This window comes from Mesorhizobium sp. ArgA1 (assembly GCF_053714375.1).
In genome coordinates this window covers 158571-177181 of record NZ_JBSKBQ010000008.1, presented here as the reverse complement: position 1 = coordinate 177181, position 18611 = coordinate 158571, and the positions used below count along the sequence as shown (strand labels likewise).

General features: G+C 61.7%; 24 protein-coding genes. 11 read left to right on the top strand and 13 right to left on the bottom strand.

Translation table 11 applies throughout. The annotated features are described in order from the left end of the window. Nucleotides 1–206 precede the first annotated feature (206 nt). A complete protein-coding gene (locus tag ACWGTI_RS19100; protein WP_454588544.1) occupies nucleotides 207–824 on the top strand; it encodes a PilZ domain-containing protein in 618 nt (205 codons plus the stop codon). Nucleotides 825–1089: 265 nt separating this feature from the next. Further along, entirely contained in the window at nucleotides 1090–1698 is a 609-nt protein-coding gene (locus tag ACWGTI_RS19095) for a transglutaminase-like cysteine peptidase (protein WP_454588543.1), read from the top strand. Nucleotides 1699–1843: 145 nt separating this feature from the next. Here the strand turns inward: ACWGTI_RS19095 and ACWGTI_RS19090 are convergent, their stop codons facing one another. Next, the gene (locus ACWGTI_RS19090; protein WP_454588542.1) at nucleotides 1844–2449 is read right to left on the bottom strand and encodes a hypothetical protein; all 606 of its coding nucleotides are present in this window, start codon (nucleotides 2447–2449) and stop codon (nucleotides 1844–1846) included. A 322-nt stretch (nucleotides 2450–2771) separates the two neighbouring features. Between ACWGTI_RS19090 and ACWGTI_RS19085 the strand changes: the two genes are divergently transcribed. Both ACWGTI_RS19085 and ACWGTI_RS19080 read left to right on the top strand, forming a co-directional pair. Further along, nucleotides 2772–3155, top strand: coding sequence for an HNH endonuclease (locus ACWGTI_RS19085; protein ID WP_454588613.1), 384 nt, complete (start codon nucleotides 2772–2774; stop codon nucleotides 3153–3155). 33 nt (nucleotides 3156–3188) lie between these two features. Continuing rightward, nucleotides 3189–3767 (top strand): ankyrin repeat domain-containing protein, encoded by a 579-nt coding sequence (locus ACWGTI_RS19080; protein WP_454588541.1) that lies wholly within the window; start codon nucleotides 3189–3191, stop codon nucleotides 3765–3767. A 57-nt stretch (nucleotides 3768–3824) separates the two neighbouring features. Here ACWGTI_RS19080 and ACWGTI_RS19075 read toward each other — a convergent pair whose 3' ends face one another. Both ACWGTI_RS19075 and ACWGTI_RS19070 read right to left on the bottom strand, forming a co-directional pair. Beyond that, complete coding sequence (locus tag ACWGTI_RS19075) at nucleotides 3825–4352, bottom strand: gamma carbonic anhydrase family protein (protein ID WP_454588540.1); 528 nt, start codon at nucleotides 4350–4352, stop codon at nucleotides 3825–3827. A gap of 101 nt (nucleotides 4353–4453) precedes the next feature. Further along, on the bottom strand, nucleotides 4454–4822 hold the full coding sequence (locus ACWGTI_RS19070; protein ID WP_454588539.1) for a DUF6949 family protein: 369 nt from the start codon (nucleotides 4820–4822) through the stop codon (nucleotides 4454–4456). A gap of 115 nt (nucleotides 4823–4937) precedes the next feature. Between ACWGTI_RS19070 and ACWGTI_RS19065 the strand changes: the two genes are divergently transcribed. Further along, complete coding sequence (locus ACWGTI_RS19065; protein ID WP_454588538.1) at nucleotides 4938–5663, top strand: hypothetical protein; 726 nt, start codon at nucleotides 4938–4940, stop codon at nucleotides 5661–5663. A gap of 85 nt (nucleotides 5664–5748) precedes the next feature. On the opposite strand, the gene ACWGTI_RS19060 is transcribed toward ACWGTI_RS19065, so the two are convergent. From ACWGTI_RS19060 to ACWGTI_RS19050, 3 genes are all read right to left on the bottom strand, one after another. Then, a complete protein-coding gene (locus ACWGTI_RS19060; RefSeq protein WP_006200852.1) occupies nucleotides 5749–5952 on the bottom strand; it encodes a DUF3126 family protein in 204 nt (67 codons plus the stop codon). Nucleotides 5953–6105: 153 nt separating this feature from the next. Beyond that, nucleotides 6106–6954, bottom strand: coding sequence for a serine O-acetyltransferase (gene cysE, locus ACWGTI_RS19055; RefSeq protein ID WP_454574060.1), 849 nt, complete (start codon nucleotides 6952–6954; stop codon nucleotides 6106–6108). Between the two features lie 194 nt (nucleotides 6955–7148). Then, entirely contained in the window at nucleotides 7149–7775 is a 627-nt protein-coding gene (locus ACWGTI_RS19050; protein WP_454574061.1) for a VOC family protein, read from the bottom strand. Nucleotides 7776–7887: 112 nt separating this feature from the next. On the opposite strand from ACWGTI_RS19050, the gene ACWGTI_RS19045 reads away from it, so the two are divergent. Continuing rightward, entirely contained in the window at nucleotides 7888–8499 is a 612-nt protein-coding gene (locus tag ACWGTI_RS19045) for an HD domain-containing protein (RefSeq protein WP_454588537.1), read from the top strand. 26 nt (nucleotides 8500–8525) lie between these two features. On the opposite strand, the gene ACWGTI_RS19040 is transcribed toward ACWGTI_RS19045, so the two are convergent. From ACWGTI_RS19040 to ACWGTI_RS19020, 5 genes are all read right to left on the bottom strand, one after another. Beyond that, nucleotides 8526–9026, bottom strand: coding sequence for a GNAT family N-acetyltransferase (locus ACWGTI_RS19040; protein ID WP_454588536.1), 501 nt, complete (start codon nucleotides 9024–9026; stop codon nucleotides 8526–8528). A 48-nt stretch (nucleotides 9027–9074) separates the two neighbouring features. Then, nucleotides 9075–9401, bottom strand: a complete 327-nt coding sequence (locus ACWGTI_RS19035) for a hypothetical protein (protein WP_454588535.1) — start codon at nucleotides 9399–9401, stop codon at nucleotides 9075–9077. A gap of 66 nt (nucleotides 9402–9467) precedes the next feature. Further along, nucleotides 9468–10235, bottom strand: a complete 768-nt coding sequence (locus ACWGTI_RS19030) for an alpha/beta fold hydrolase (protein ID WP_454588534.1) — start codon at nucleotides 10233–10235, stop codon at nucleotides 9468–9470. A gap of 9 nt (nucleotides 10236–10244) precedes the next feature. Then, on the bottom strand, nucleotides 10245–10817 hold the full coding sequence (locus ACWGTI_RS19025; protein WP_454588533.1) for a DUF192 domain-containing protein: 573 nt from the start codon (nucleotides 10815–10817) through the stop codon (nucleotides 10245–10247). A 125-nt stretch (nucleotides 10818–10942) separates the two neighbouring features. Then, nucleotides 10943–11539, bottom strand: a complete 597-nt coding sequence (locus ACWGTI_RS19020; protein ID WP_454588532.1) for a cold-shock protein — start codon at nucleotides 11537–11539, stop codon at nucleotides 10943–10945. Nucleotides 11540–11898: 359 nt separating this feature from the next. On the opposite strand from ACWGTI_RS19020, the gene ACWGTI_RS19015 reads away from it, so the two are divergent. Further along, nucleotides 11899–12339 (top strand): VOC family protein, encoded by a 441-nt coding sequence (locus ACWGTI_RS19015; protein WP_454588531.1) that lies wholly within the window; start codon nucleotides 11899–11901, stop codon nucleotides 12337–12339. A 133-nt stretch (nucleotides 12340–12472) separates the two neighbouring features. After that, nucleotides 12473–12766, top strand: a complete 294-nt coding sequence (locus tag ACWGTI_RS19010; RefSeq protein ID WP_454588530.1) for a DUF2218 domain-containing protein — start codon at nucleotides 12473–12475, stop codon at nucleotides 12764–12766. A gap of 2 nt (nucleotides 12767–12768) precedes the next feature. Here ACWGTI_RS19010 and ACWGTI_RS19005 read toward each other — a convergent pair whose 3' ends face one another. Both ACWGTI_RS19005 and ilvA read right to left on the bottom strand, forming a co-directional pair. Beyond that, nucleotides 12769–13323, bottom strand: a complete 555-nt coding sequence (locus ACWGTI_RS19005) for a DUF1697 domain-containing protein (RefSeq protein ID WP_454588529.1) — start codon at nucleotides 13321–13323, stop codon at nucleotides 12769–12771. Next, on the bottom strand, nucleotides 13320–14576 hold the full coding sequence (ilvA, locus tag ACWGTI_RS19000) for a threonine ammonia-lyase IlvA (protein WP_454588528.1): 1257 nt from the start codon (nucleotides 14574–14576) through the stop codon (nucleotides 13320–13322). The genes ACWGTI_RS19005 and ilvA overlap by 4 nt, the downstream gene beginning before the upstream one ends. A gap of 127 nt (nucleotides 14577–14703) precedes the next feature. Between ilvA and ACWGTI_RS18995 the strand changes: the two genes are divergently transcribed. From ACWGTI_RS18995 to ACWGTI_RS18985, 3 genes are all read left to right on the top strand, one after another. After that, the gene (locus ACWGTI_RS18995) at nucleotides 14704–16107 is read left to right on the top strand and encodes an aminopeptidase P family N-terminal domain-containing protein (RefSeq protein WP_454588527.1); all 1404 of its coding nucleotides are present in this window, start codon (nucleotides 14704–14706) and stop codon (nucleotides 16105–16107) included. A 97-nt stretch (nucleotides 16108–16204) separates the two neighbouring features. Further along, nucleotides 16205–17308 carry an alpha/beta hydrolase gene (locus ACWGTI_RS18990; protein ID WP_454574073.1) on the top strand — a complete coding sequence of 368 codons (1104 nt, stop codon included), beginning with the start codon at nucleotides 16205–16207 and terminating at the stop codon, nucleotides 17306–17308. A gap of 133 nt (nucleotides 17309–17441) precedes the next feature. Beyond that, entirely contained in the window at nucleotides 17442–18605 is a 1164-nt protein-coding gene (locus ACWGTI_RS18985; protein ID WP_454588526.1) for an alpha/beta hydrolase, read from the top strand. Nucleotides 18606–18611: the final 6 nt, after the last annotated feature.

Here is an 18611-nt window from a genome sequence, read left to right as displayed (position 1 = left end):
ATTTTGAGAAAACGACATGCATAAGAACAAGGGCCGCACGCGCGTCGCCTGAATCCGTTCGAACGGGACGCGCTCTAGGCTCAAATCCAGGGCCCGATCTTAAGTATAGGCGGCCCGCTTTTCCCCTTTGTTAACCTGATTTGCTGTAGCGTTTTGGCGTGAAGTTCCACGCACGACGCGGGAATGCCAACAGGGTGTAGGCAGTCATGAGGTCAGCGGCGGTCGAATATGCGCCGTCCCGCGCCGAAAGGCGTAACTTTCAGCGCGTCCGGGTCAAGATCTACGGGCGCTTCATGCTGGAGGACCGCACCGAACACCCGTGCCAGGTGGTCGACATGTCGCCGGGCAATGTAGCGCTGCGCACCGAGCGCGTCGGCATGCCGGGCGAAAAAATCATTGCCTATATCGATCATATCGGTCGCATCGAGGGCGTGGTGACGCGCACCTCGCAGGACGGCTTTGCCATGACCGTCATTGCCTCGGATCGCAAGAAAGACAAGCTTGCCGCGCAATTGACCTGGCTCGCCAACAAGCATGAGCTCGACCTGCCGGAAGACCGCCGCCACGAACGCGTGGCGCCGCGCAACCCGACCAGCGTGCTGCAGCTTACCGACGGCCGCCAGTACCAGTGCCGCATCATCGACCTGTCATTGTCAGGCGCGGCGGTCGAGATCGACGTCAAGCCGGCGATCGGCATCCAGGTGATGTTAGGCACCATGCGCGGCCAGGTGGTACGCCATTTCGAAGATGGCGTCGCCATCGAATTCGCTGTCATCCAGCGCCCGGAAACGCTCGATTCCGAGTTCAACGCCCCGCGCGCATGAACGTCAGCAACACGCACTAGAAACGAACCGGCCCTTGCCGGCCGGTTTTTTGTCGCCCGGCATTCCGTCTGGTTCTCCTTGTCGCAGTGCGACACGTCCACGCCCTAAACACCGCGGTTTTGCGTCGAGACCTGAACGACTTTATATTAAAATAGATCAAATTTTACGCTTATTCTATTGGGGTTTTACTCAATGTCTACTTCGGGTTTTTGCGTGAAATAAATCGACCCGTGTCATTGTCTCCTCAAACGGGGAGACTGACCAAATGGCGAAGACGTGGGGCAAGCTGTTGCTCTTGGCAATGGCGATGCAGTTTTCCGCTTGGGGAATGGCGCAAGCAGCGGGACCGGCCTACATGCACACTGGCGGCCGCACCACACAGCCTGTCGGCCACTACGAATTCTGCCAGAAGCTGCCGCAGGAGTGCGCGCAGCGTACGCCCAAGCAGGCGCCGGTCGAACTGACCCGCAAGCTGTGGGCGTCGATCGTCAGCATCAACAATTCGGTCAACATCAGGATTGTGCCGCGCACCGACATGGAAATGTGGGGCAAGGAAGAGGTCTGGTCCTACCCCGACAGCGGCTTCGGCGATTGTGAGGACTATGCGCTGGAGAAGCGCCGCGAATTGATGGCGCTTGGCGTTCCCGCCGGCAATCTCTTGATGACTGTGGCGCGCCAGCCGAATGGCGACGGCCATGCGGTGCTCACCCTGCGCACCAGCCTTGGCGAGTTCATCCTCGACAATCTGGAGTCCAAGGTACTGTCCTGGACCGACACCGATTACACTTACCTGAAGCGCCAATCCGACCAGAATTCCGGCGTGTGGGTAACGATCAATGACGGCCGCGCCGACGCGGTTGCCAGCGTCCGTTAGGACGCGGAAACAAGAAACACGTCCGCTCAGGACGCGACGAGAAAGCCCGGTCGAGTCCCCACCCTCCCCGTCCCCAACGACCGGGTTTTAGGAGCCGGCCCCGTCCCCGGGCCGGCTCCACCATTTCTGGTTAAGCTTGAGGCGACTATTGAGCTTTGAACTGACCGCGAGGATCGTCTCGGGCGTCAGGCACTAACGCATAGCTCTCCAGATTTGCCATATCCAGAAAGTACCGCGACTTGCGTCTTGTTGCTCCCCGTAGCCACGCGGCCAGTTCAAATTGCGTCACCTGCAACCATTCTGGAAATTCGGCGGGACCGCTGAACTCTCCTTCGACTAGTCCAGTCAGGGCGTTGATGTAGATGATGCGGCCGACACCGGGAAACTTGTAAATCTCCTCTCCTCGCCTGCCTTGAAGACGGTCTTGGATCAGCCGGTGTCCGACCCACAAGACGATCTTGTCTTCCGGGAATCGGTCATCCACCAAAAACCATTTTACAATCTCCTGCCTCCGACCGTTGTCGTTGGAGCCATGATACGCACCGAGACCCATGTTGCAGATGGTACAGCACGGGACCAGCTTGCATCGGCCGAAATGCTCCCGGATTGCCCTTCTCGTGACCAGCCCGCCTTCTGCGAACCTGTGAAGGACGTACACTGGAGGTTGATGGTCAGATTTGCCGTCATTCGGCATCCCGCAATAGATGCACCGATCACCCTCGACGGCTTCATATACGCGCTCGAAACGCATTTCGGCTTCGCGTCGGTTGTACTTTTGCCTTACCCGACCCATGGGATTTTCTACAACTCTTAAACCGCTCCGGCGACGGAGCGCCTTGGCTGGTGCATCCAGATCGACTTGATCTTCCCAAAAATCTAAAATATCTTAATACGTGGAGACGTTCTAGAGTTCGTCTGGGAGCCGTTGTGGGTGACCTAATGGATGCTGTTCTTGCGCTCGGCATCTACCACTAAATACTGCGGAGTGGCGCTCTTTCTGAACGTCGTCTCGTGCGAGGGATATCCCTTCCGAATGAGGGGCAATCGCTTACCGGTTGCTGCACATCCGCTTCATGTTGATGAAGCAATGGATGTGCAAAATGTGCAAATCAAACAAACTGGCAAAACTTAGAACAGAGCAAGCAGTGAGGCAGAATTGGCGATGCTTCTACTGCGATTTTCCGATGTGGGATGAAGACCCGAGGGCGATGGCGGAGCGCCATCATCTCCCTGCCGGACCGCTCAACCGCCTCCGTTGCACTGCGGAACATTTGACACCGCGAACGGAAGGCGGCCGAGAGAACCTCGATAACATTGTTGCAGCATGCGTTTTTTGCAACAAAACTCGCCATAGGATGCGAGATGTGTTGTCGCCAGTTGCTTACCAGCAGCGCGTCCGAAAGCGAGTAGCGGCCAGGAAATGGCATCCGCTTGAGTGTCACCCCTTGCTAAAATGATATTTCAAATGGCTTTTGATCGCTGCAGTATGAGTGATCAAAGGCCCCTTCTGGATCATTGCCATGCTGGAAATCCCGGAAGATCGGTGCGAGCGCCATCGCCTGTTCAAGGCGATCGACGATGCCTTCAAAGTCGGCGATTTCGAGGGGCTCGGCGTGGCATTGGGCGGCTCGCACCGCTGGTTCGACGAGCGCATGCCATTCGAGCTCGGCCTCGGGCATCCGCTGGAATATGCGATTTATTGGAGCCCGGTCGGGTTCATTTCGACTTTGCTGGATGCAGGCTCGGATCCGAATTACCAGGATCACGGCGGGTTTCCAGCAATCATTGCTGCACTGTCCACCGACCGATCCGATAGGCTGGAAATCGTTAGGGCGCTGATCGACGGTGGCGCGGACCCGAACATGCGGGGCGTGAACGACTGGACGCCGCTTCACTATGCGGTGGCGATCCGCAGTGTCGAGGCGCTCCGCCTGCTTTTGACGGCGGGCGCCGACCCGGCGCTGGAAACCCGCATCGATGACTATACGACGCCCCTGGAGGAAGCCGACAATGCCGGCTTTGAGGCTGGCGCTTCATTGCTGCGCGATGCGATGGCCGGGCGCCGCTAGGACCAACAGCAGTTGGACCGCAATTCCCCCCGCGACACGCGGTCGTTTATGCTGGCCTCAAACCTTCTTCAGTCCCGCCTTGAACCGTTTGCCGTTGGCGACATAGTGCGCGGCAGAGGCGCGCTGCCTGGCGACCGCGGCGTCGTCCAGCGTCCTGATCACCCGCGCGGGCGAGCCGACGATCAGCGAATTGTCGGGGAATTCCTTGCCTTCTGTGACCAGCGCGCCGGCGCCGACCAGTGAGTTCTTGCCGATCCTGGCGCCGTTCAGCACGATGGCGCCCATGCCGATCAGGCTGTTGTCGCCGATCGTGCAGCCATGCAGCAAAGCGCGGTGGCCGATGGTGCAGCCTTGCCCGATCGTCAGGGGAAAGCCGGGGTCGGTGTGCATCACCGTGTGTTCCTGGACATTGCTGTCGGCGCCGATGACGATCGCCTCGTTGTCGCCACGAATGACCACGCCGAACCAGAAACCGGCATTGCGGCCGACCTCGATGTCGCCGATCAACGTTGCGTCCGGCGCGATCCAATTGCTGTCGGCATCCTCAAAACGAGGCGCCTTTCCGTCGATCGCATAGGTCGGCATTTTTCGTCTCCGATTCGTCCCGGGCCGGAACGAACCCTAAAACAATCCCGGGAAAACCGCGTAGCGGTTTCTCCTAGGGAAAACCACGCAGCGTTTTCCGTTCAAGACAGAAAGCGGGCCAGCGATTCGACCAAAAGCTGAACCGCTCCAGGAGAACCGACGCCCCACGAGGCAATGGCGATCAGCACGATGCCCAGCGCCAGCGCCCAGGCCATCACGGTGCAGCCGCAGGACATCAGCATAAGCGTCGAAATGCGGCCCTCACGCCGCGCATCGAGGGCATCGTTGGCGAGCATGAACGGCCCGGCGCAGGCGGTTGCGGCCAGCGAGCGCAGGATGTGCGCCGGCGAAACATAGGGCTCGGAAAAGGCAAGCCGGCGGCCGGCCGCCAGTTCCATCACGGATCCGGTGAGCCCACAGGCAGTGAGCCCGACGGCAAAAGCGAAGAGAACGGGCATCAGCAGGCTCATCTTTACCTTCCGTTTACCATGAAATCGCACAGTCGCATCCGACAGCTGCGCAGCAAGAGCCATGCCGCGGCATGTGTGCCGTCCAAGGACAGAAGCGGCGATTATGGGGATTGCGATGAAGCAGGCAGCGACCGCCGAAGAATTCAACGTCGTCGATTCCGTGCTGATGAAGCGGGTCTTTTATGCCTTTGCGGCACTGGCGCTGCTGTCGCTGGCGATCAGCCTCGGCGGCAAATGGTTCGGCCGCTCGATCGCCATGGCCGGCTATACCGACGACACCACGGTCCACCGGGTGGTGATCGGCAACAATGTCATTGCCGTGCCGGCCAATGCCATCCGCTTCCTGCAGGCGCGCCGCGACGGCATCGCTTCGCGCCTCGACCTCTATCTGCGCTATCCCCAGATGGAGGGTTACAGCGAAGCCGCCCGCGACGATTTCAACCACACGGGAACGACCAAAAACATCATCTTCCTGTCGTTCGAGCCGCAGATGATGTCGCGCGACATGAGCGGCCGTTTCGCGCCGATCTACAGCGCGCTGATCAGCCAGCCCGGAACGCCCGGGCCCGGCGGCACGATGATTTACGGCTTCGGCGAAAAATCAGGCTATCTCAACGAGGTGCTTGCGGTTGCCGGCCGACCCGGCAAGGATCCGTTCGTCGCCCGCTGCCTGAGCGGACCGACTGCTGAGGAATCGCTGGCGCCCTGCGAGCGCGATATCCAAGTCGGCGACAGCCTCAGCCTGACCTATCGCTTTCCCCGCGAATTTCTGGGCAATTGGCAGGCGCTCGACGCAGCAATGGTCGCCGAGGCCACGCGCGTCCTCAAGGCAGCGAGATAGCTGGCTGAATTCGTTGCATATTTTCTGAATATGAAAGGCTGCCGGCCTGCACCATGGCAGGTCCGGCCAGCCGCAAGGCCCTGGCTCAGGCCAGATCGATGTCGAGGATCGCCATCGAGAAATTGTAATCGCCGTCGTCTTCGTCCTTGAAGACGATGCCGAGGAACTCGTCGCCGACATAGACCTCGGCCGAATCTTCCTTGCGCGGCCGCGCCTTCACTTCGAGTTTGGGATTCTGGAAGACGCGCTTGAAATAGGCGTCCAGCTTTCTGATTTCGTCCGGCTTCAAAAGTCTTCTCCGATCGTCGGGCTTGCTCGTTGGAACGCGCTTCTGGCACGTCGACAATGGCGATGTAAAGGCAAGCCGGCTGGATAGAGCGAGAACTGGCGGATGCCGGCGCGGCAGCCGGCCTCGGCCCGGCCTGCCGGAAGCATGTGAAATTCAAATGTCGAAGCTGACGACCTGGTCCATCGACTGCGACGGCAAAAGCTGGTCCATCTGGCGCGAAGGCTGGTCGCAGCCGGTCTCGCCGACGACGCGGGCCGGCACACCTGCAACCGTCTTGTTGTGCGGCACCGGTGACAGCACCACCGAGCCTGCCGCGATCTTCGAGCAATGGCCGACCTCGATATTGCCGAGGATCTTGGCGCCGGCGCCGATCAGCACGCCGTAGCGGATCTTCGGGTGACGGTCGCCGCCGGCCTTGCCGGTGCCGCCCAGCGTCACGCCGTGCAGGATCGACACATCGTCCTCGATCACAGCCGTCTCGCCGACGACAAGGCCGGTGGCGTGGTCGATGAAGATGCCCTTGCCGATACGGGCGGCCGGGTTGATGTCGGTCTGAAACACCGAGGACGATCGGCTTTGCAGATAGAGCGCGAAATCCTTGCGGCCCTGGTTCCATAGCCAATGCGCCAGCCGGTGCGTCTGGATGGCGTGGAAACCCTTGAAATAGAGCACCGGCATGATGAAGCGGTCGCAGGCCGGGTCGCGGTCGTAATAGGCCTGGATGTCGACGCGCACGATCGACGACCATTCCTTGTCGTCGGCCAGCATCGACTTGAAGGTCTGGCGGATGAGGTCGGAACCGATGTCCTGATGCGCAAGCCGCTCGGCCAGCCGGTGGATGACCGCCTCTTCCAGGCTCTCCTGGTTGAGGATGGTCGAATAGAGGAACGCCGCCAGAAGCGGGTCGCGGTTGACCGCGTCCATCGCCTCGTCGCGGATCGAGCGCCAGATCGGATCGACCGGCTGCACCATTGTGGGGCGGGCAATCGTAATGCTGTTCATCGACGTCTCCGGCCTGCCGGCTTGTTGTCCGGCCGCACATATAGGCCAGATCATAGCACGATTGAACTCAATTTTCCTTAGTGCTTCATCAAATGGATTTGGTTCACGCAGATTCCAGCCGCCATGGAAAACGAACCCTTGATCACCGCCCCGCCGGAAAACGGACGCGCGCGACGCCCATGCGCTGTGGCCTTTCAGGTCGGCAGCGGCTTTCCGGCCTGTTCCGCCACCATGTATTCGGCATACCAGTCTGGCCAGTTCACATCGTGCTGTCCGCCGGTCCGCTTCTCGTGCTCGCCATGTGCCGCCGCCGCGCGTCGTAGCGCCGCGGCAAGTTCGCCCGACGAGGTGAATATCGTGTCGCTGGCGTCCACGCGCCCCGGCAAGCGTTGGGTGATCTCCTGCAGGATGAAGCTGTTGCCGTCCGGATCGCTGAACGTGGCATAGGAGGAATAGCTGCGCCCTTCCGGATGCCTGCCGCTGACCGGCGGCTGCCCGGGCCCGGTACGGTGGAACACCTCGCTCGCCTCGACGCCGCGCGCCACGAGTTCGGCATGCGCCGCCACGATATCGGATACGACGAGATAAAGCCCCTTTGCCGAGCCCGGCGCGGCTGATGTCAGGCCCTTGCCGAAATGGATCGAGCATGGCGAACCCGGCGGTGTGAACTGCACCACCCGAAACGCATCGCCGACAACGAAGTCGGCGTCGAGCCGCCAACCCAGATCGCCATAAAAACGCTTGGACCGCTCGGCATCGGCAACGGCGATGATGACGGCCTCCAGCTTCATGTCGATCGTCCCCGGCACGGTATTGGTCATGTCAGCCTCCTTGGTTGAATGGAATGGCAACATTCCCCAGAGCCCCGGCCCGCGCAAGATTTGAAAATGATTGGTTTTGACTCCGAGGGGTTGAGATCGGTTAACTGGACAGATGACAAACTTGAAAGACCAGCCCTTGATCGACGAACCACTGAAGCGGGACCTCTCAGGCTTCTATCGGGCCGAAGACCGCCACTACCACAACCTCGGACATATCGAGGCGATGCTGGCGCTGGCCGGCGACTATCGCGCGTCGCTGCATGATCCCGAAGCCGTCGAGGCCGCGATCTGGTTCCACGATGCCATCTACGACAGCAAGGCCAAGGACAATGAGGCGCAAAGCTCCGCTCTAGCCGAAAAGATGCTGGCCGGACGCGCCGATCCCGTGCGGCTCAGGCGCATCACCGCGATGATCCTCGCCACCGCCACGCACCAGCTGCCGTCGTTTGACGATCCGGCGGCGATGCGGGACGCCAGCCTGTTCCTCGACATGGACCTGTCGATCCTGGGCACCGCGCCGGATGCGTTCGACGACTACGAGCTTGCGGTCCGACAGGAATATGCCTGGGTCGAGGAGCCGATGTGGCGCGCCGGCCGCAGCGCAGTCCTGAAGAGTTTTCTCGCCCGCGACCACATCTTCCATACCGATGAATTCCGGCGCCGGTTCGAACCGCAAGCCAGGCAAAACATCGCGCGTTCAATCGAAGCTCTCGCGGCTGGCTGACCGGAAACTCCGGAGGGAGGCCCCGGCTAGTCTGGAAAGGTTTCCATGCGCTGCTCATACGGCTTGAAACCTGCCCGCCCGTAGACCGATTGCGCGGACGGATGGTCGTAGGTGTCCGTATGCAGCCAGACCCTTTGCGGTGCATGCCACCAGACGGCACGAAGCGCCTGGTCGAGCAGGAACGGCCCGAGCCGGCGGCCCTGGAAAGCGGGAACCAGACCGAAGTGGGTCAACTCGACGTCAGGTTGGCCGACGCCGTTGAATTCGCACAGGCCGGCGGCTTCGCCCTCGACGCGCAGCACATGGATATGTGTCGACGATAACGCCAGCAGGCGCTTGAGGTCTTCGGCCGCCATGCGCAACCGCTGGCCCCATTGTACGGGCTCGCCGACGGCACGGTAGAGGCTGAGATAGGCGGCGCGGTCCAGCCTTTCACGCGCAACCGTGGCGCCGGCTGCCGGGCTGACGCGGGCAGGCGCCGGATTGGCCTGGCGCATCTCCATGTAGGTGACGAGAAGGTCAACCAAGGCGGCACCGGTACCGCGACAAGCGGCAAGGCGGCAGCTCGCGCAGGATCACGTAAAAGCGCCGATCGTCGACGCCATCGCCTCCAGCAGCGCCAGGCCTCCCGCCACCGACAGCCCGTTCAGGACAATCCCCAGCAGTCCGAGCCCGCGCCTGTCGTTGGAGCGCACCAGCGCCATCACGCCGAAGACCACGCCGGTGATGCGCGCCACGGGGGCTGCGAGCAGAAACATCAGCATGAAGAAACCCGTCGCAACGCTCTGCGTAAGCTCCGATGCGTCGCTCGGCATCGCCACCATGATGACGATCGCAACCGCTCCTGCACTGAAGGCAGCCAGCGCCAGTATAACTGAACGTTTGCCGAGTTTAGTCTGCACGACCTCGCCTGGAACGGCGGCCGCGCCCCTTCCCCATTGTGCCACATTGCCCCCTTGCCATCCGCCTCAGAGCGGATTTTCGGCATAAAACTCCAGCACGCGCTGCTTGAAGGTCTTGTCGCCGACCGCCAGCATATGGTCGCGTCCCTCGATGTGAAACGCCCTGGCGTTCGGCATCAGCGCGGCAAGCTGGTCGGGCGAACCGCCAATATCGTCTGTCGTCCCAACCGCAATCAGAGTCGGCTGGGCGATGCGCGTCATGTCTTCTTCGCTGAGCAATTCACGCGACTTTGCGATGCAGGCCGCCAGCGCCCGGCGGTCGCTGCGCGTCTGATCGGCAAAGGCACGAAACGAGCGGCCGCGCGGATGGCTGGTGGCGGCCGGATCGTCGGCCAGCAGCGCTTCGGCGATCGGGTCCCAGTCGCCGACACCATCGACCATGCCGATGCCGAGGCCGCCGAACACCAGCGTCGCCACCTTGTCAGGATCGGACAGCGCCAGGAACGCCGAGATGCGCGCGCCCATCGAATAGCCCATGACATGCGCACGCCCGATGCCGAGATGGTCGAGCAGCGCTGCCGCATCCGAGGCCATCTTCGCCGGCGTGTAGTCGGCCTCGTCATAGCTCTTCGACGACGAACCATGGCCGCGATTGTCGAAGGCGATGGCGCGGTAGCCGGCATCATTCAGCGTCTTGAACCAGCCCGGAGACACCCAGTTCACATAGTGGCTCGAGGCGAAGCCGTGGATCATCAGCACCGGATCACCCTCGCCCGACGCCGGCTGGCGGTCGAGGAAGGCGAGATCGAACCCATTATGCGAGAAGAACTGCATCAGCGCCCCTCACCCGGCGCCGGGTGTGGGCGCATCACCCTTGTCCGCCGGCGGCATGCCCGGGCCAGAGACCGTACCGACGGCCGGATGGCGCAGCAGATTGCCATATTCGATACCGTTCTTGGCGGCGGTGCCGGCCTTGAGCTCAAGCACGAAACGCACAGGCACCCCTGGCGAGATGACTGCATCGGAGAACGGATCGCCGTGCTTGACGGCGCGGATCTTGCCGTCCTGGCCGACAAAGACCAGGTCGAGCGGCATCGGCGTGTTGTGCATCCAGAAACCGACCTGCTTCTGCATCTCGAAGACGAAGAGCATGCCGTGGTCGTCGGCCATGTCTTGCCGATACATCAGCCCACCCTCGCGCTCGGAGTCGGTGTCGGCGATTTCGATCGAAAAGGACTTGTCTCCGCCCTTCGTCGCCACAACCAGCGGCGTCGGATCGACAGGAAGGATCATCGCCTGGCCGCCAGCGATCGTCTGCTGTGATGCGGTCGGCAGCCCGGAATAGAAGTAAGCGCCGGCGGCCACGGCAACGATGACGCTGAGCGCGCCCGCAGTCAGCCAGTTCCTGTGCGCCATTGGAAATCCTCGACCGAAGACCATGATCCCGAAAAATGGTCTCAGGTATTCGGATAAGATCGTGGTGAAACCAAGAAAACAAGGTAAAGACAGCCGTCCCGAATTTTATCGGGATGGCTCGCGTCCTAATGCGCGACCGGCAAGGTGCCCATATCGGGATGAATCTCGGCCGCCATAAGGCCTTTGTCACCGCGTCCGAAACGCACCAGCACGACCTGTCCGGGTCTGAGCTCGGTAATGCCGTAGCGGCGCAGCGTCTCCATATGGACGAAGATATCCTCGGTGCCCTCGCCCCTGGTCAGGAAGCCGAAGCCCTTGGTGCGGTTGAACCACTTCACCAGCGCCCGTTCGAGACCGCTTTCCGGTGTCACCGACACGTGGGTGCGCTGTTCCTGCATCTCGGCCGGATGGATCGCCGTGGTGGTGTCCATCGACAGCACCCGGAATGCCTGCAAGCCGCGGTCGCCATGCTTGACGAGGCACACGACGCGCGCGCCCTCCAATGCAGTCTGGAAACCGTCCTTTCGAAGACAGGTCACATGGAGGAGGATGTCGCCCGAAGAACCGTCATCGGGAAGGATGAAGCCGTAGCCCTTGGCCACGTCGAACCATTTGATGGCGCCGGCGATTTCGACCAGACCGGCGGTATCGCCGCCACTGTCGCGCGTCAGGGCGTCGTCAAGGTTCTCATCCCGCCTCGTGAAAGAGGCCCTATCCCCCATAAGAATGCCCCCTTTTTTTCAAGAAAACCGCAAGTGATTCTTGACATCAGATTAACACCGCCGCTTCCGGTGTGTGCAAGACCTGCCGTGCCTTTTTTCATAGTTGGATACAGGAATAGCTGATTTGTTGTTTGCCGGCGTTGCTGCCGGCCGCAATAACGATCCCGTCAGGCCGTCAACCGGTCGGCAATCTGCGTAGGATTTTGCCGGAATCGGCAACCACTTTGCGTCCAACGCTTTTGTCAGAGCAATCTGACTTTTCCAAAATCGGCGACCACTTTTTCAGTCCGATGCTCGTTGCCCTTCGGCGGGGTGGACCCTATGTTGCCTCGCAACCCAAATATCCCCGAGGAAATCCCATGCGCTACCTCCACACAATGGTCCGTGTCGCCGACGTCGATGTCTCGCTCGATTTCTATGTCAACAAGCTCGGCCTGAAGGAAGTGCGCCGCTATGAAAACGAGCAGGGCCGCTTCACGCTGATCTTCCTCGCCGCCTCCGAGGACGTAGAGAGCGGCATTGCCGACAAGGCGCCGCTGATCGAGCTGACCTACAATTGGGATCCTGAGGACTACAAGGGCGGCCGCAATTTCGGCCACCTCGCCTATGAGGTCGACGACATCTACGCGACCTGCCAGCATCTGATGGACAATGGCGTCATCATCAACCGGCCGCCGCGCGACGGCAACATGGCTTTCGTCAAGTCGCCGGACGGCATCTCGTTCGAGCTGCTGCAGAAGGGCCCGGCCAAGCCAAAGGCCGAACCGTGGGCCTCGATGCCCAACACCGGCACCTGGTAGCGATCACGCCATTCTTGAGCAAAGGCGGCCGCGTGGACATGCGGCCGCCTTTGCCGTTCCGGGCGACTGCACCTATGTAATTGCCGGACGCGCCAGCCAGGCATAGCCAGCGCCCCATCCAGGAGATCCCTTCATGCCGACCAGCCGTGTCGATGTTACCACCGCCTATGCCAGCCGTTATCTGCAGCAGCTGTGCAAGCACTGGGCACACAAATTTCCCGTCGAGTTCGATCCGAACCACGGCACCATCGATCTTTCGCTCGGCCGCACGGTTCTCGATGCCGATGCGGCAGCGCTGCATATCACCGTGTCGACGGATGAAGCTGGATCGCTGGAGCGCCTGGAAAGCGTTGTTGCAGATCACATCAAGCGCTTTGCCTTCCGCGAGGAGCTGGCCTTCGACTGGAAGCCCGCTCCGGCCGCGTAACGCTATTTTGCGCCGGCCTGGCCGGCCATCTCCAGCAATGCCATCACCGAACGCCAGTTGCGCGCGGTTCCCGGCACTTTCAGCGCGCGCGGAATAAGGTTGGCGAACACCGATTTGCCGAGCCCGTCCGGCGCTTTGAGGTAGAGCACGTCGCCCTTGACCTCGAAGCTTTCGGGCCCGGTGCATTTTTCGGCAAGCCTGGCGATCTCGTCGGCCGTCGGCTGGCGCTCCAGCGTGTAGGCATGCAACTTGGTCGGATCGCCGGCCAATTCGGGATAGGGATTTCCACTCACCAGCCGTTCGAACCAGTCGCGATCGCGCACCATGATGCGCGAATGAAAGCCCCATTTTTTCTCGAAGGCGGCTTCGATCTGTTTGGTCAGCGCGGCTGCGTCGCCCTTCTTCGCCCGGAACACGACGTTGCCGCTCTGCACGTAGCTGGCGACGTCGGTGAAGCCGAGTTCGTCGAAAAACGCCCGCAACTCAGCCATCTTGACGATGCGGTTGCCGCCGACATTGATGCCGGAAAACAGCGCGACGAAAACCGTGCCGCTCATATGATGAACCCCGCCAGGGTCTCGTTGTCGGTGATGTCCTGGTAGTGCACGCCCTCGGCCTCGAAATTCGCCTTCAGCAGGTCGAAATTGCGCCGGTCCTTGGTTTCGATGCCGATCAGCACCGACCCGAAATTGCGCGCCGATTTCTTCAGATATTCGAAGCGGGCGATATCGTCGTCAGGACCGAGCATTTCGAGGAAGTCGCGCAACGCACCGGGCCGCTGCGGGAAACGGATGATGAAGTATTTCTTCAGGCCCTCGAAACGCAGCGCCCGCTCCTTCACGTCGGGCAGTCGCTCGAAATCGAAATTGCCGCCCGACACCACCGCAACAATGGTCTTGCCGCGGATTTCTTTCCGCGAAAAATCCTTTAGCGCATCGATCGCCAACGCGCCGGCCGGCTCCAGCACCACGCCTTCGATGTTGAGCATTTCGATCATGGTGGCGCAGAGCCGATTCTCCGGGATCAGCCGCACGGCGTCAGCGGCAAACTCCCTGAGGTGCCGCAACGGCTCGCGGCCGATCTCGGCCACCGCCGCGCCGTCGACGAAATTGTAGACATTGGCGAGCTTGATACGCTTGCCGCTGGCCAGGCTCTCATGCAGGCTCGGCGCCCCGGCCGGCTCGCAGAAGACGTAGCGGGCTTCGCGCTGCTGGTCGGCGAAATAGTGCGTCACCCCGGCGGCGAGACCGCCGCCGCCGACCGGCAGCATGATGATGTCAGGCATGCGCGCGCCAGGCATCTGGTCGGCGATCTCATATGCGACGGTGGCCTGCCCCTCGATGATATCCTTGTGGTCGAAGGGCGGCACCATATGCGCGCCCGAACTTTCGGTGAACTCGAAGGCGGCGCGATAGCAGTCGTCGAAGAAATCGCCGACCAGCCTGATTTCGACGAAATCGCCGCCGAACAATCGCGTCTTGTCGATCTTCTGCTGTGGTGTCGTTACCGGCATGAAGACCACGCCCTTTTTGCCGAAATGGCGGCACACGAAAGCAAAGCCCTGCGCATGGTTGCCGGCCGAGGCGCATACGAACAATTCGGCCTGGTTGCCGGCGGCCAGCGCCTTGCGGAAGAAGTTGAACGCGCCGCGGATCTTGTAGGAGCGCACCGGAGAAAGATCCTCGCGCTTCAACAGCACCCGCGCTCCTGTCTTCTTCGACAGATAGTCGTTTTCCTGCAGCGGCGTCTCGGGAAAGATTTGGCGGATCGCACCAGCAGCAGTGGCGACGCGGGAGGAAAAGCTGTTCATGGCGCGGTCACCTCTGGATCGAATGGTTCGAGCGCGAAGCCTATTGCACAAATCGCCGTTTGCAGCCACCGATGCGATCGCTTGATGCTTCATCGATGCGTCATCAGATAGACTGGAGCGCCTTTCCATGCCTGTTTCGGCTGTCGCCCTGAAGACCGTCACGCTTCCCGAATTCGGCGAGCCGACTGACATGCCGCTGCTTCAGCGCCGGACCTACGAAGCGCGCATCGAGGCTCTGCTGGCACGCGGCGCCGAGGCCGGGCTCGATGCATTCGCCCTCTATGGCGACCGCGAGCATGCCGCCAATGTCGCCTATCTCAGTGGCTACGATCCGCGTTTCGAAGAGACGCTGCTGGTTATCGTTCCAGGCAACCAGCCCAAACTTCTCGTCGGCAATGAGGGCTGGGGCTATGCCGAGATCTGCGACGGGCCATATGAGCGCGTCCTCTACCAGACCTTCTCGCTGCCGGCGCAGCCGCGCGACCGCTCCGCCTCCCTGTCCGACACACTTGCTGCCTGCGGCCTGAAGACCGGCCAGACAATCGGCGCCATTGGATGGAAGCCGTTCGGCGTCGGCGATGCCGGTTTTGGTGAGACGACGCTCGACCTGCCCTCCTTCATTGCCGATACGCTGCGCACACTGGCCGGCGACAGAGGCGCGGTGATCAATGCCGCAAACCTTCTGATGAACCCGGCGGACGGTCTGCGCGCCATCAATGAGGCCGACCAGCTGGCAGCCTTCGAATTCGCCGCGACCTTTTCCTCGCAAGGCCTGCGCAACGTGCTCAGAGGCATCGAGCCTGGCATGAGTGAATTGCAGGCGGCCCGGCTGATGGGCATCAACGGCCTGCCCTTGTGCTGCCACCCGATGCTGTCCGCCGGCAAGCGCGCGGCCTACGGACTGCCGAGCCCCCGCCTCGACATCGTCAAGCGCGGCGACCCTATCACCATGGCCTATGGCATCCAGGGCTCGCTCAACGCCCGCGCCGGCTTCCTCGTCGAGAGCGCGGCGGAACTGCCGCGCGAGATAAACGATTATGTCGAGAAGCTGGTCGGGCCCTATTTCGCCGCCGTCGTCGACTGGTACGAGACCATCGGCATTAGTGTCACCGGCGGTATCCTGTGGAAAGCGGTGCATGACCGCATCGGCGATCCGTTCTTCGGCGTCTCGCTCAATCCCGGCCATCTCGTCCATATCGACGAATGGATGCATTCGCCGGTGTTTTCCGGCTCGGATATCGGGCTGCGATCGGGCATGGCGCTGCAGGTCGACATCATCCCGGCGACCGGAACCGCCTATTTCACCACCAACATCGAGGACGGCATTGCACTCGCCGACGAGGCGCTGCGCGAGGAGATCGCGGCCCGCTATCCCGAGGCCTGGCACCGCATCGAGGCGCGTCGTGCCTTCATGGTGGACGTGCTCGGCATCAGGCTGAAGCCCGAAGTGCTGCCCTTTTCCAACATCCCGGCGTTCCTGCCGCCGTTCTGGCTTTCGCGCAACAGTGCGATGACTGTCTCCCGGCGCTGACCACATTTCGGCTGGACACGACTTACTTCTGCCGCACTTGGCCTGTCCGGGAGGTGTCGCGGAGGGTGACGGGCTGTTGCCCCAAAGTGAATTCGAAATGAATTCATCTTTCGATGGAACTTTTGACGTGCGTTTGAAGACGATTTGCATTCTTGCACTTGCCCTGTTGACCGCCGGCTGCGGCGGCCGCAAAACCGAGGAACTGCTCGGCAGCGCCGTCATGTCCACGCCGGTGACTGAAATCTCGGGCAATCACTCGATCTTCATCACCACGACACGCAAGAAATCCGACGATCCCAACAAGGTTTTCGACGGCGAACGCTCGGCGACCTTGAACTATGCCCGCGTCAACGTCACCGTTCCCGGCATTCACCAGACCGGCCAGATCGAACGCCGCTCGCGCGGCAAGTCCAACGACCCGGCGAAGTATTTCATGGCGTCCGAGGTTGTCGGCTATGACGCGCAGCCCAAATTCTCCAGTGCGCTCAACGCCGACATCGCAGCGCGTGGCGGCCGCGTCATGGTCTTCGTGCATGGCTACAACACCGGCTTCGACGACGCCGTCTACCGCCTGACCCAGATCGTCCACGATTCCGGCTATCCCGGCACCCCGGTGTTGTTTTCCTGGGCTTCAGGCGCCAAGACCACCGACTATGTGTATGACAAGGAAAGCGCCAGCGCCGCCCGCGACCAGCTGGAAGTGACGCTGCGGATGCTGCAGCAGTCCGGCGCACGGCGCATCGACATCGTCGCCCATTCGCTCGGAACCTGGGTCACCATGGAAACGCTGCGCCAAATGGCCATTACCGGCGACCGCGATCTCGGCGGCAAGCTCGGCGACGTCGTGCTAGCCTCGCCCGATATCGATGTCGACGTGTTCAAGAGCCAGATGCGCCGCTACGGCAAGCCGGACAAGCCGTTCATCCTGCTGCTCTCTGACGATGACCGTGCGCTCAGGCTCTCCGGACTGATCGCCGGCTCGCGGCCGCGCGTCGGCGACTACAAGGACGCCGCCGACCTTGCGGCCTATGGCGTCACGGTGGTCGATCTGTCCAAGGTCAAGGGAATCGACAGCTTCAACCACACCAAATTCGCCGACAATCCCGAACTGGTGAAGATGATCGGCCAGCGGCTGCGCGAGGATGACGGCTTTGCCAGCGACCAGACGGTGACCGACCGCATCAGCGCGCTCGGACAATAAGGCTGTTGCCTTGCGGCGACTGTCGCGCCGAGAGTTCGCGAATGCCGGGCGCCCGGATCACTTTCAACTGGACCGCGCCGGTCTCTGCCTCTATCGACATTGAAATCGGCGCTATGCGCCAGCGGGAGCCCGCGTGACCGTGCGTTGGAAGACTGCCTTCGTCCTTGCGTTCGCGCTCGCTGTCGCCGGCTGCGCCGGCCAGAACACGCATGACCTCCTGAACAGCACGACGGTTTCGGCGCCTGCCTCCGACATAGCCGCGACGCATGAAATTTTCGTCGCCACCACCCGCCAGCAGGCGACCAAGGATCCGCGCCAGGTGTTCGACGGCGATCGCTCGCTGACCACCAGCTACGCCCGTGTCGACGTCGCCGTTCCCAAAGTGCATCAGATCGGTGCCATCGAGCGCGCCAAGGGTTCGGCCAACTCCAACCCGGCCAAGCAGTTCACCGCCACCGATGTCGTCCACTATGGCGACGCGCAGCAATTCGCCAAGGCGGTAGGCGCCAACATCGCCATCAGTGGCGAACGGGCACTGGTCTTCGTGCACGGCTTCAACAACGGTTTCGACGACGGCGTCTACCGGCTGACGCAGATTGCCCACGACACCAAATATCCGGGCACGCCGGTGCTGTTCTCATGGGCGTCAAGCGGCAAGACCACAGGCTACATCTACGACAAGGAAAGCGCCAACGCCGCGCGCGACGATCTCGAGGCGACGCTGAGGATGCTCGCCAGGACCAAGGTCAAGAGCATCGACATCATCGCGCACTCGATGGGCACCTGGGTGACGATGGAGGCGTTGCGCCAGCTCGCCATCACCGGCGACCGCGATCTCGGCGGCAAGCTCGGCTATGTCGTCCTCGCTTCGCCGGACATCGATGTCGACGTCTTCAAGAAACAGATGATCCGCTACGGCAAGCCCGACAAGCCGTTCGCCATCCTGCTTTCGGGAGACGACCGCGCGCTGAAGCTGTCGTCCCTGATCTCCGGCGACAAGCCGCGCGTCGGCGACTACGGCAATGCGGCCGACCTCGCCAGCTATGGTGTGGTCGTGGCGGATCTGACAAAGACCAAAGGCGGTGACCGTTTGAACCATGCCAAGTTCGCCGACAATCCGATCCTGGTGCAATTGCTCGGTGACCGACTGCGCACACCAGCCGCCCTGCGATCGAACGATCCGGGTGAGTTTGACGATATCGGCCAAGGGATTGGCAAGGCGGTCGGCTCCATGGCCGAAGTCGTCATCACCACGCCGTTCAAGGTGCTGACGGTCGCCACGGGCGGCGGCGGCTGATCAACC

Bases quoted from the DNA above. Each gene is read 5' to 3' on its own strand.
- ACWGTI_RS19025 (WP_454588533.1), bottom strand. From the start codon at position 10,817: ATGGCGCACAGGAACTGGCTGACTGCGGGCGCGCTCAGCGTCATCGTT.
- ACWGTI_RS19030 (WP_454588534.1), bottom strand. From the start codon at position 10,235: ATGCAGTTCTTCTCGCATAATGGGTTCGATCTCGCCTTCCTCGACCGC.
- cysE (WP_454574060.1), bottom strand. From the start codon at position 6,954: ATGAACAGCATTACGATTGCCCGCCCCACAATGGTGCAGCCGGTCGAT.
- ACWGTI_RS19050 (WP_454574061.1), bottom strand. From the start codon at position 7,775: ATGACCAATACCGTGCCGGGGACGATCGACATGAAGCTGGAGGCCGTC.
- ACWGTI_RS18995 (WP_454588527.1), top strand. From the start codon at position 14,704: ATGCCTGTTTCGGCTGTCGCCCTGAAGACCGTCACGCTTCCCGAATTC.
- ACWGTI_RS19075 (WP_454588540.1), bottom strand. From the start codon at position 4,352: ATGCCGACCTATGCGATCGACGGAAAGGCGCCTCGTTTTGAGGATGCC.
- ACWGTI_RS19095 (WP_454588543.1), top strand. From the start codon at position 1,090: ATGGCGAAGACGTGGGGCAAGCTGTTGCTCTTGGCAATGGCGATGCAG.
- ACWGTI_RS19070 (WP_454588539.1), bottom strand. From the start codon at position 4,822: ATGAGCCTGCTGATGCCCGTTCTCTTCGCTTTTGCCGTCGGGCTCACT.
- ACWGTI_RS19005 (WP_454588529.1), bottom strand. From the start codon at position 13,323: ATGAGCGGCACGGTTTTCGTCGCGCTGTTTTCCGGCATCAATGTCGGC.
- ACWGTI_RS19010 (WP_454588530.1), top strand. From the start codon at position 12,473: ATGCCGACCAGCCGTGTCGATGTTACCACCGCCTATGCCAGCCGTTAT.
- ilvA (WP_454588528.1), bottom strand. From the start codon at position 14,576: ATGAACAGCTTTTCCTCCCGCGTCGCCACTGCTGCTGGTGCGATCCGC.
- ACWGTI_RS19100 (WP_454588544.1), top strand. From the start codon at position 207: ATGAGGTCAGCGGCGGTCGAATATGCGCCGTCCCGCGCCGAAAGGCGT.
- ACWGTI_RS19015 (WP_454588531.1), top strand. From the start codon at position 11,899: ATGCGCTACCTCCACACAATGGTCCGTGTCGCCGACGTCGATGTCTCG.
- ACWGTI_RS19045 (WP_454588537.1), top strand. From the start codon at position 7,888: ATGACAAACTTGAAAGACCAGCCCTTGATCGACGAACCACTGAAGCGG.
- ACWGTI_RS18990 (WP_454574073.1), top strand. From the start codon at position 16,205: ATGAATTCATCTTTCGATGGAACTTTTGACGTGCGTTTGAAGACGATT.
- ACWGTI_RS19085 (WP_454588613.1), top strand. From the start codon at position 2,772: ATGTTGATGAAGCAATGGATGTGCAAAATGTGCAAATCAAACAAACTG.
- ACWGTI_RS19020 (WP_454588532.1), bottom strand. From the start codon at position 11,539: ATGGGGGATAGGGCCTCTTTCACGAGGCGGGATGAGAACCTTGACGAC.
- ACWGTI_RS19090 (WP_454588542.1), bottom strand. From the start codon at position 2,449: ATGCGTTTCGAGCGCGTATATGAAGCCGTCGAGGGTGATCGGTGCATC.
- ACWGTI_RS19065 (WP_454588538.1), top strand. From the start codon at position 4,938: ATGAAGCAGGCAGCGACCGCCGAAGAATTCAACGTCGTCGATTCCGTG.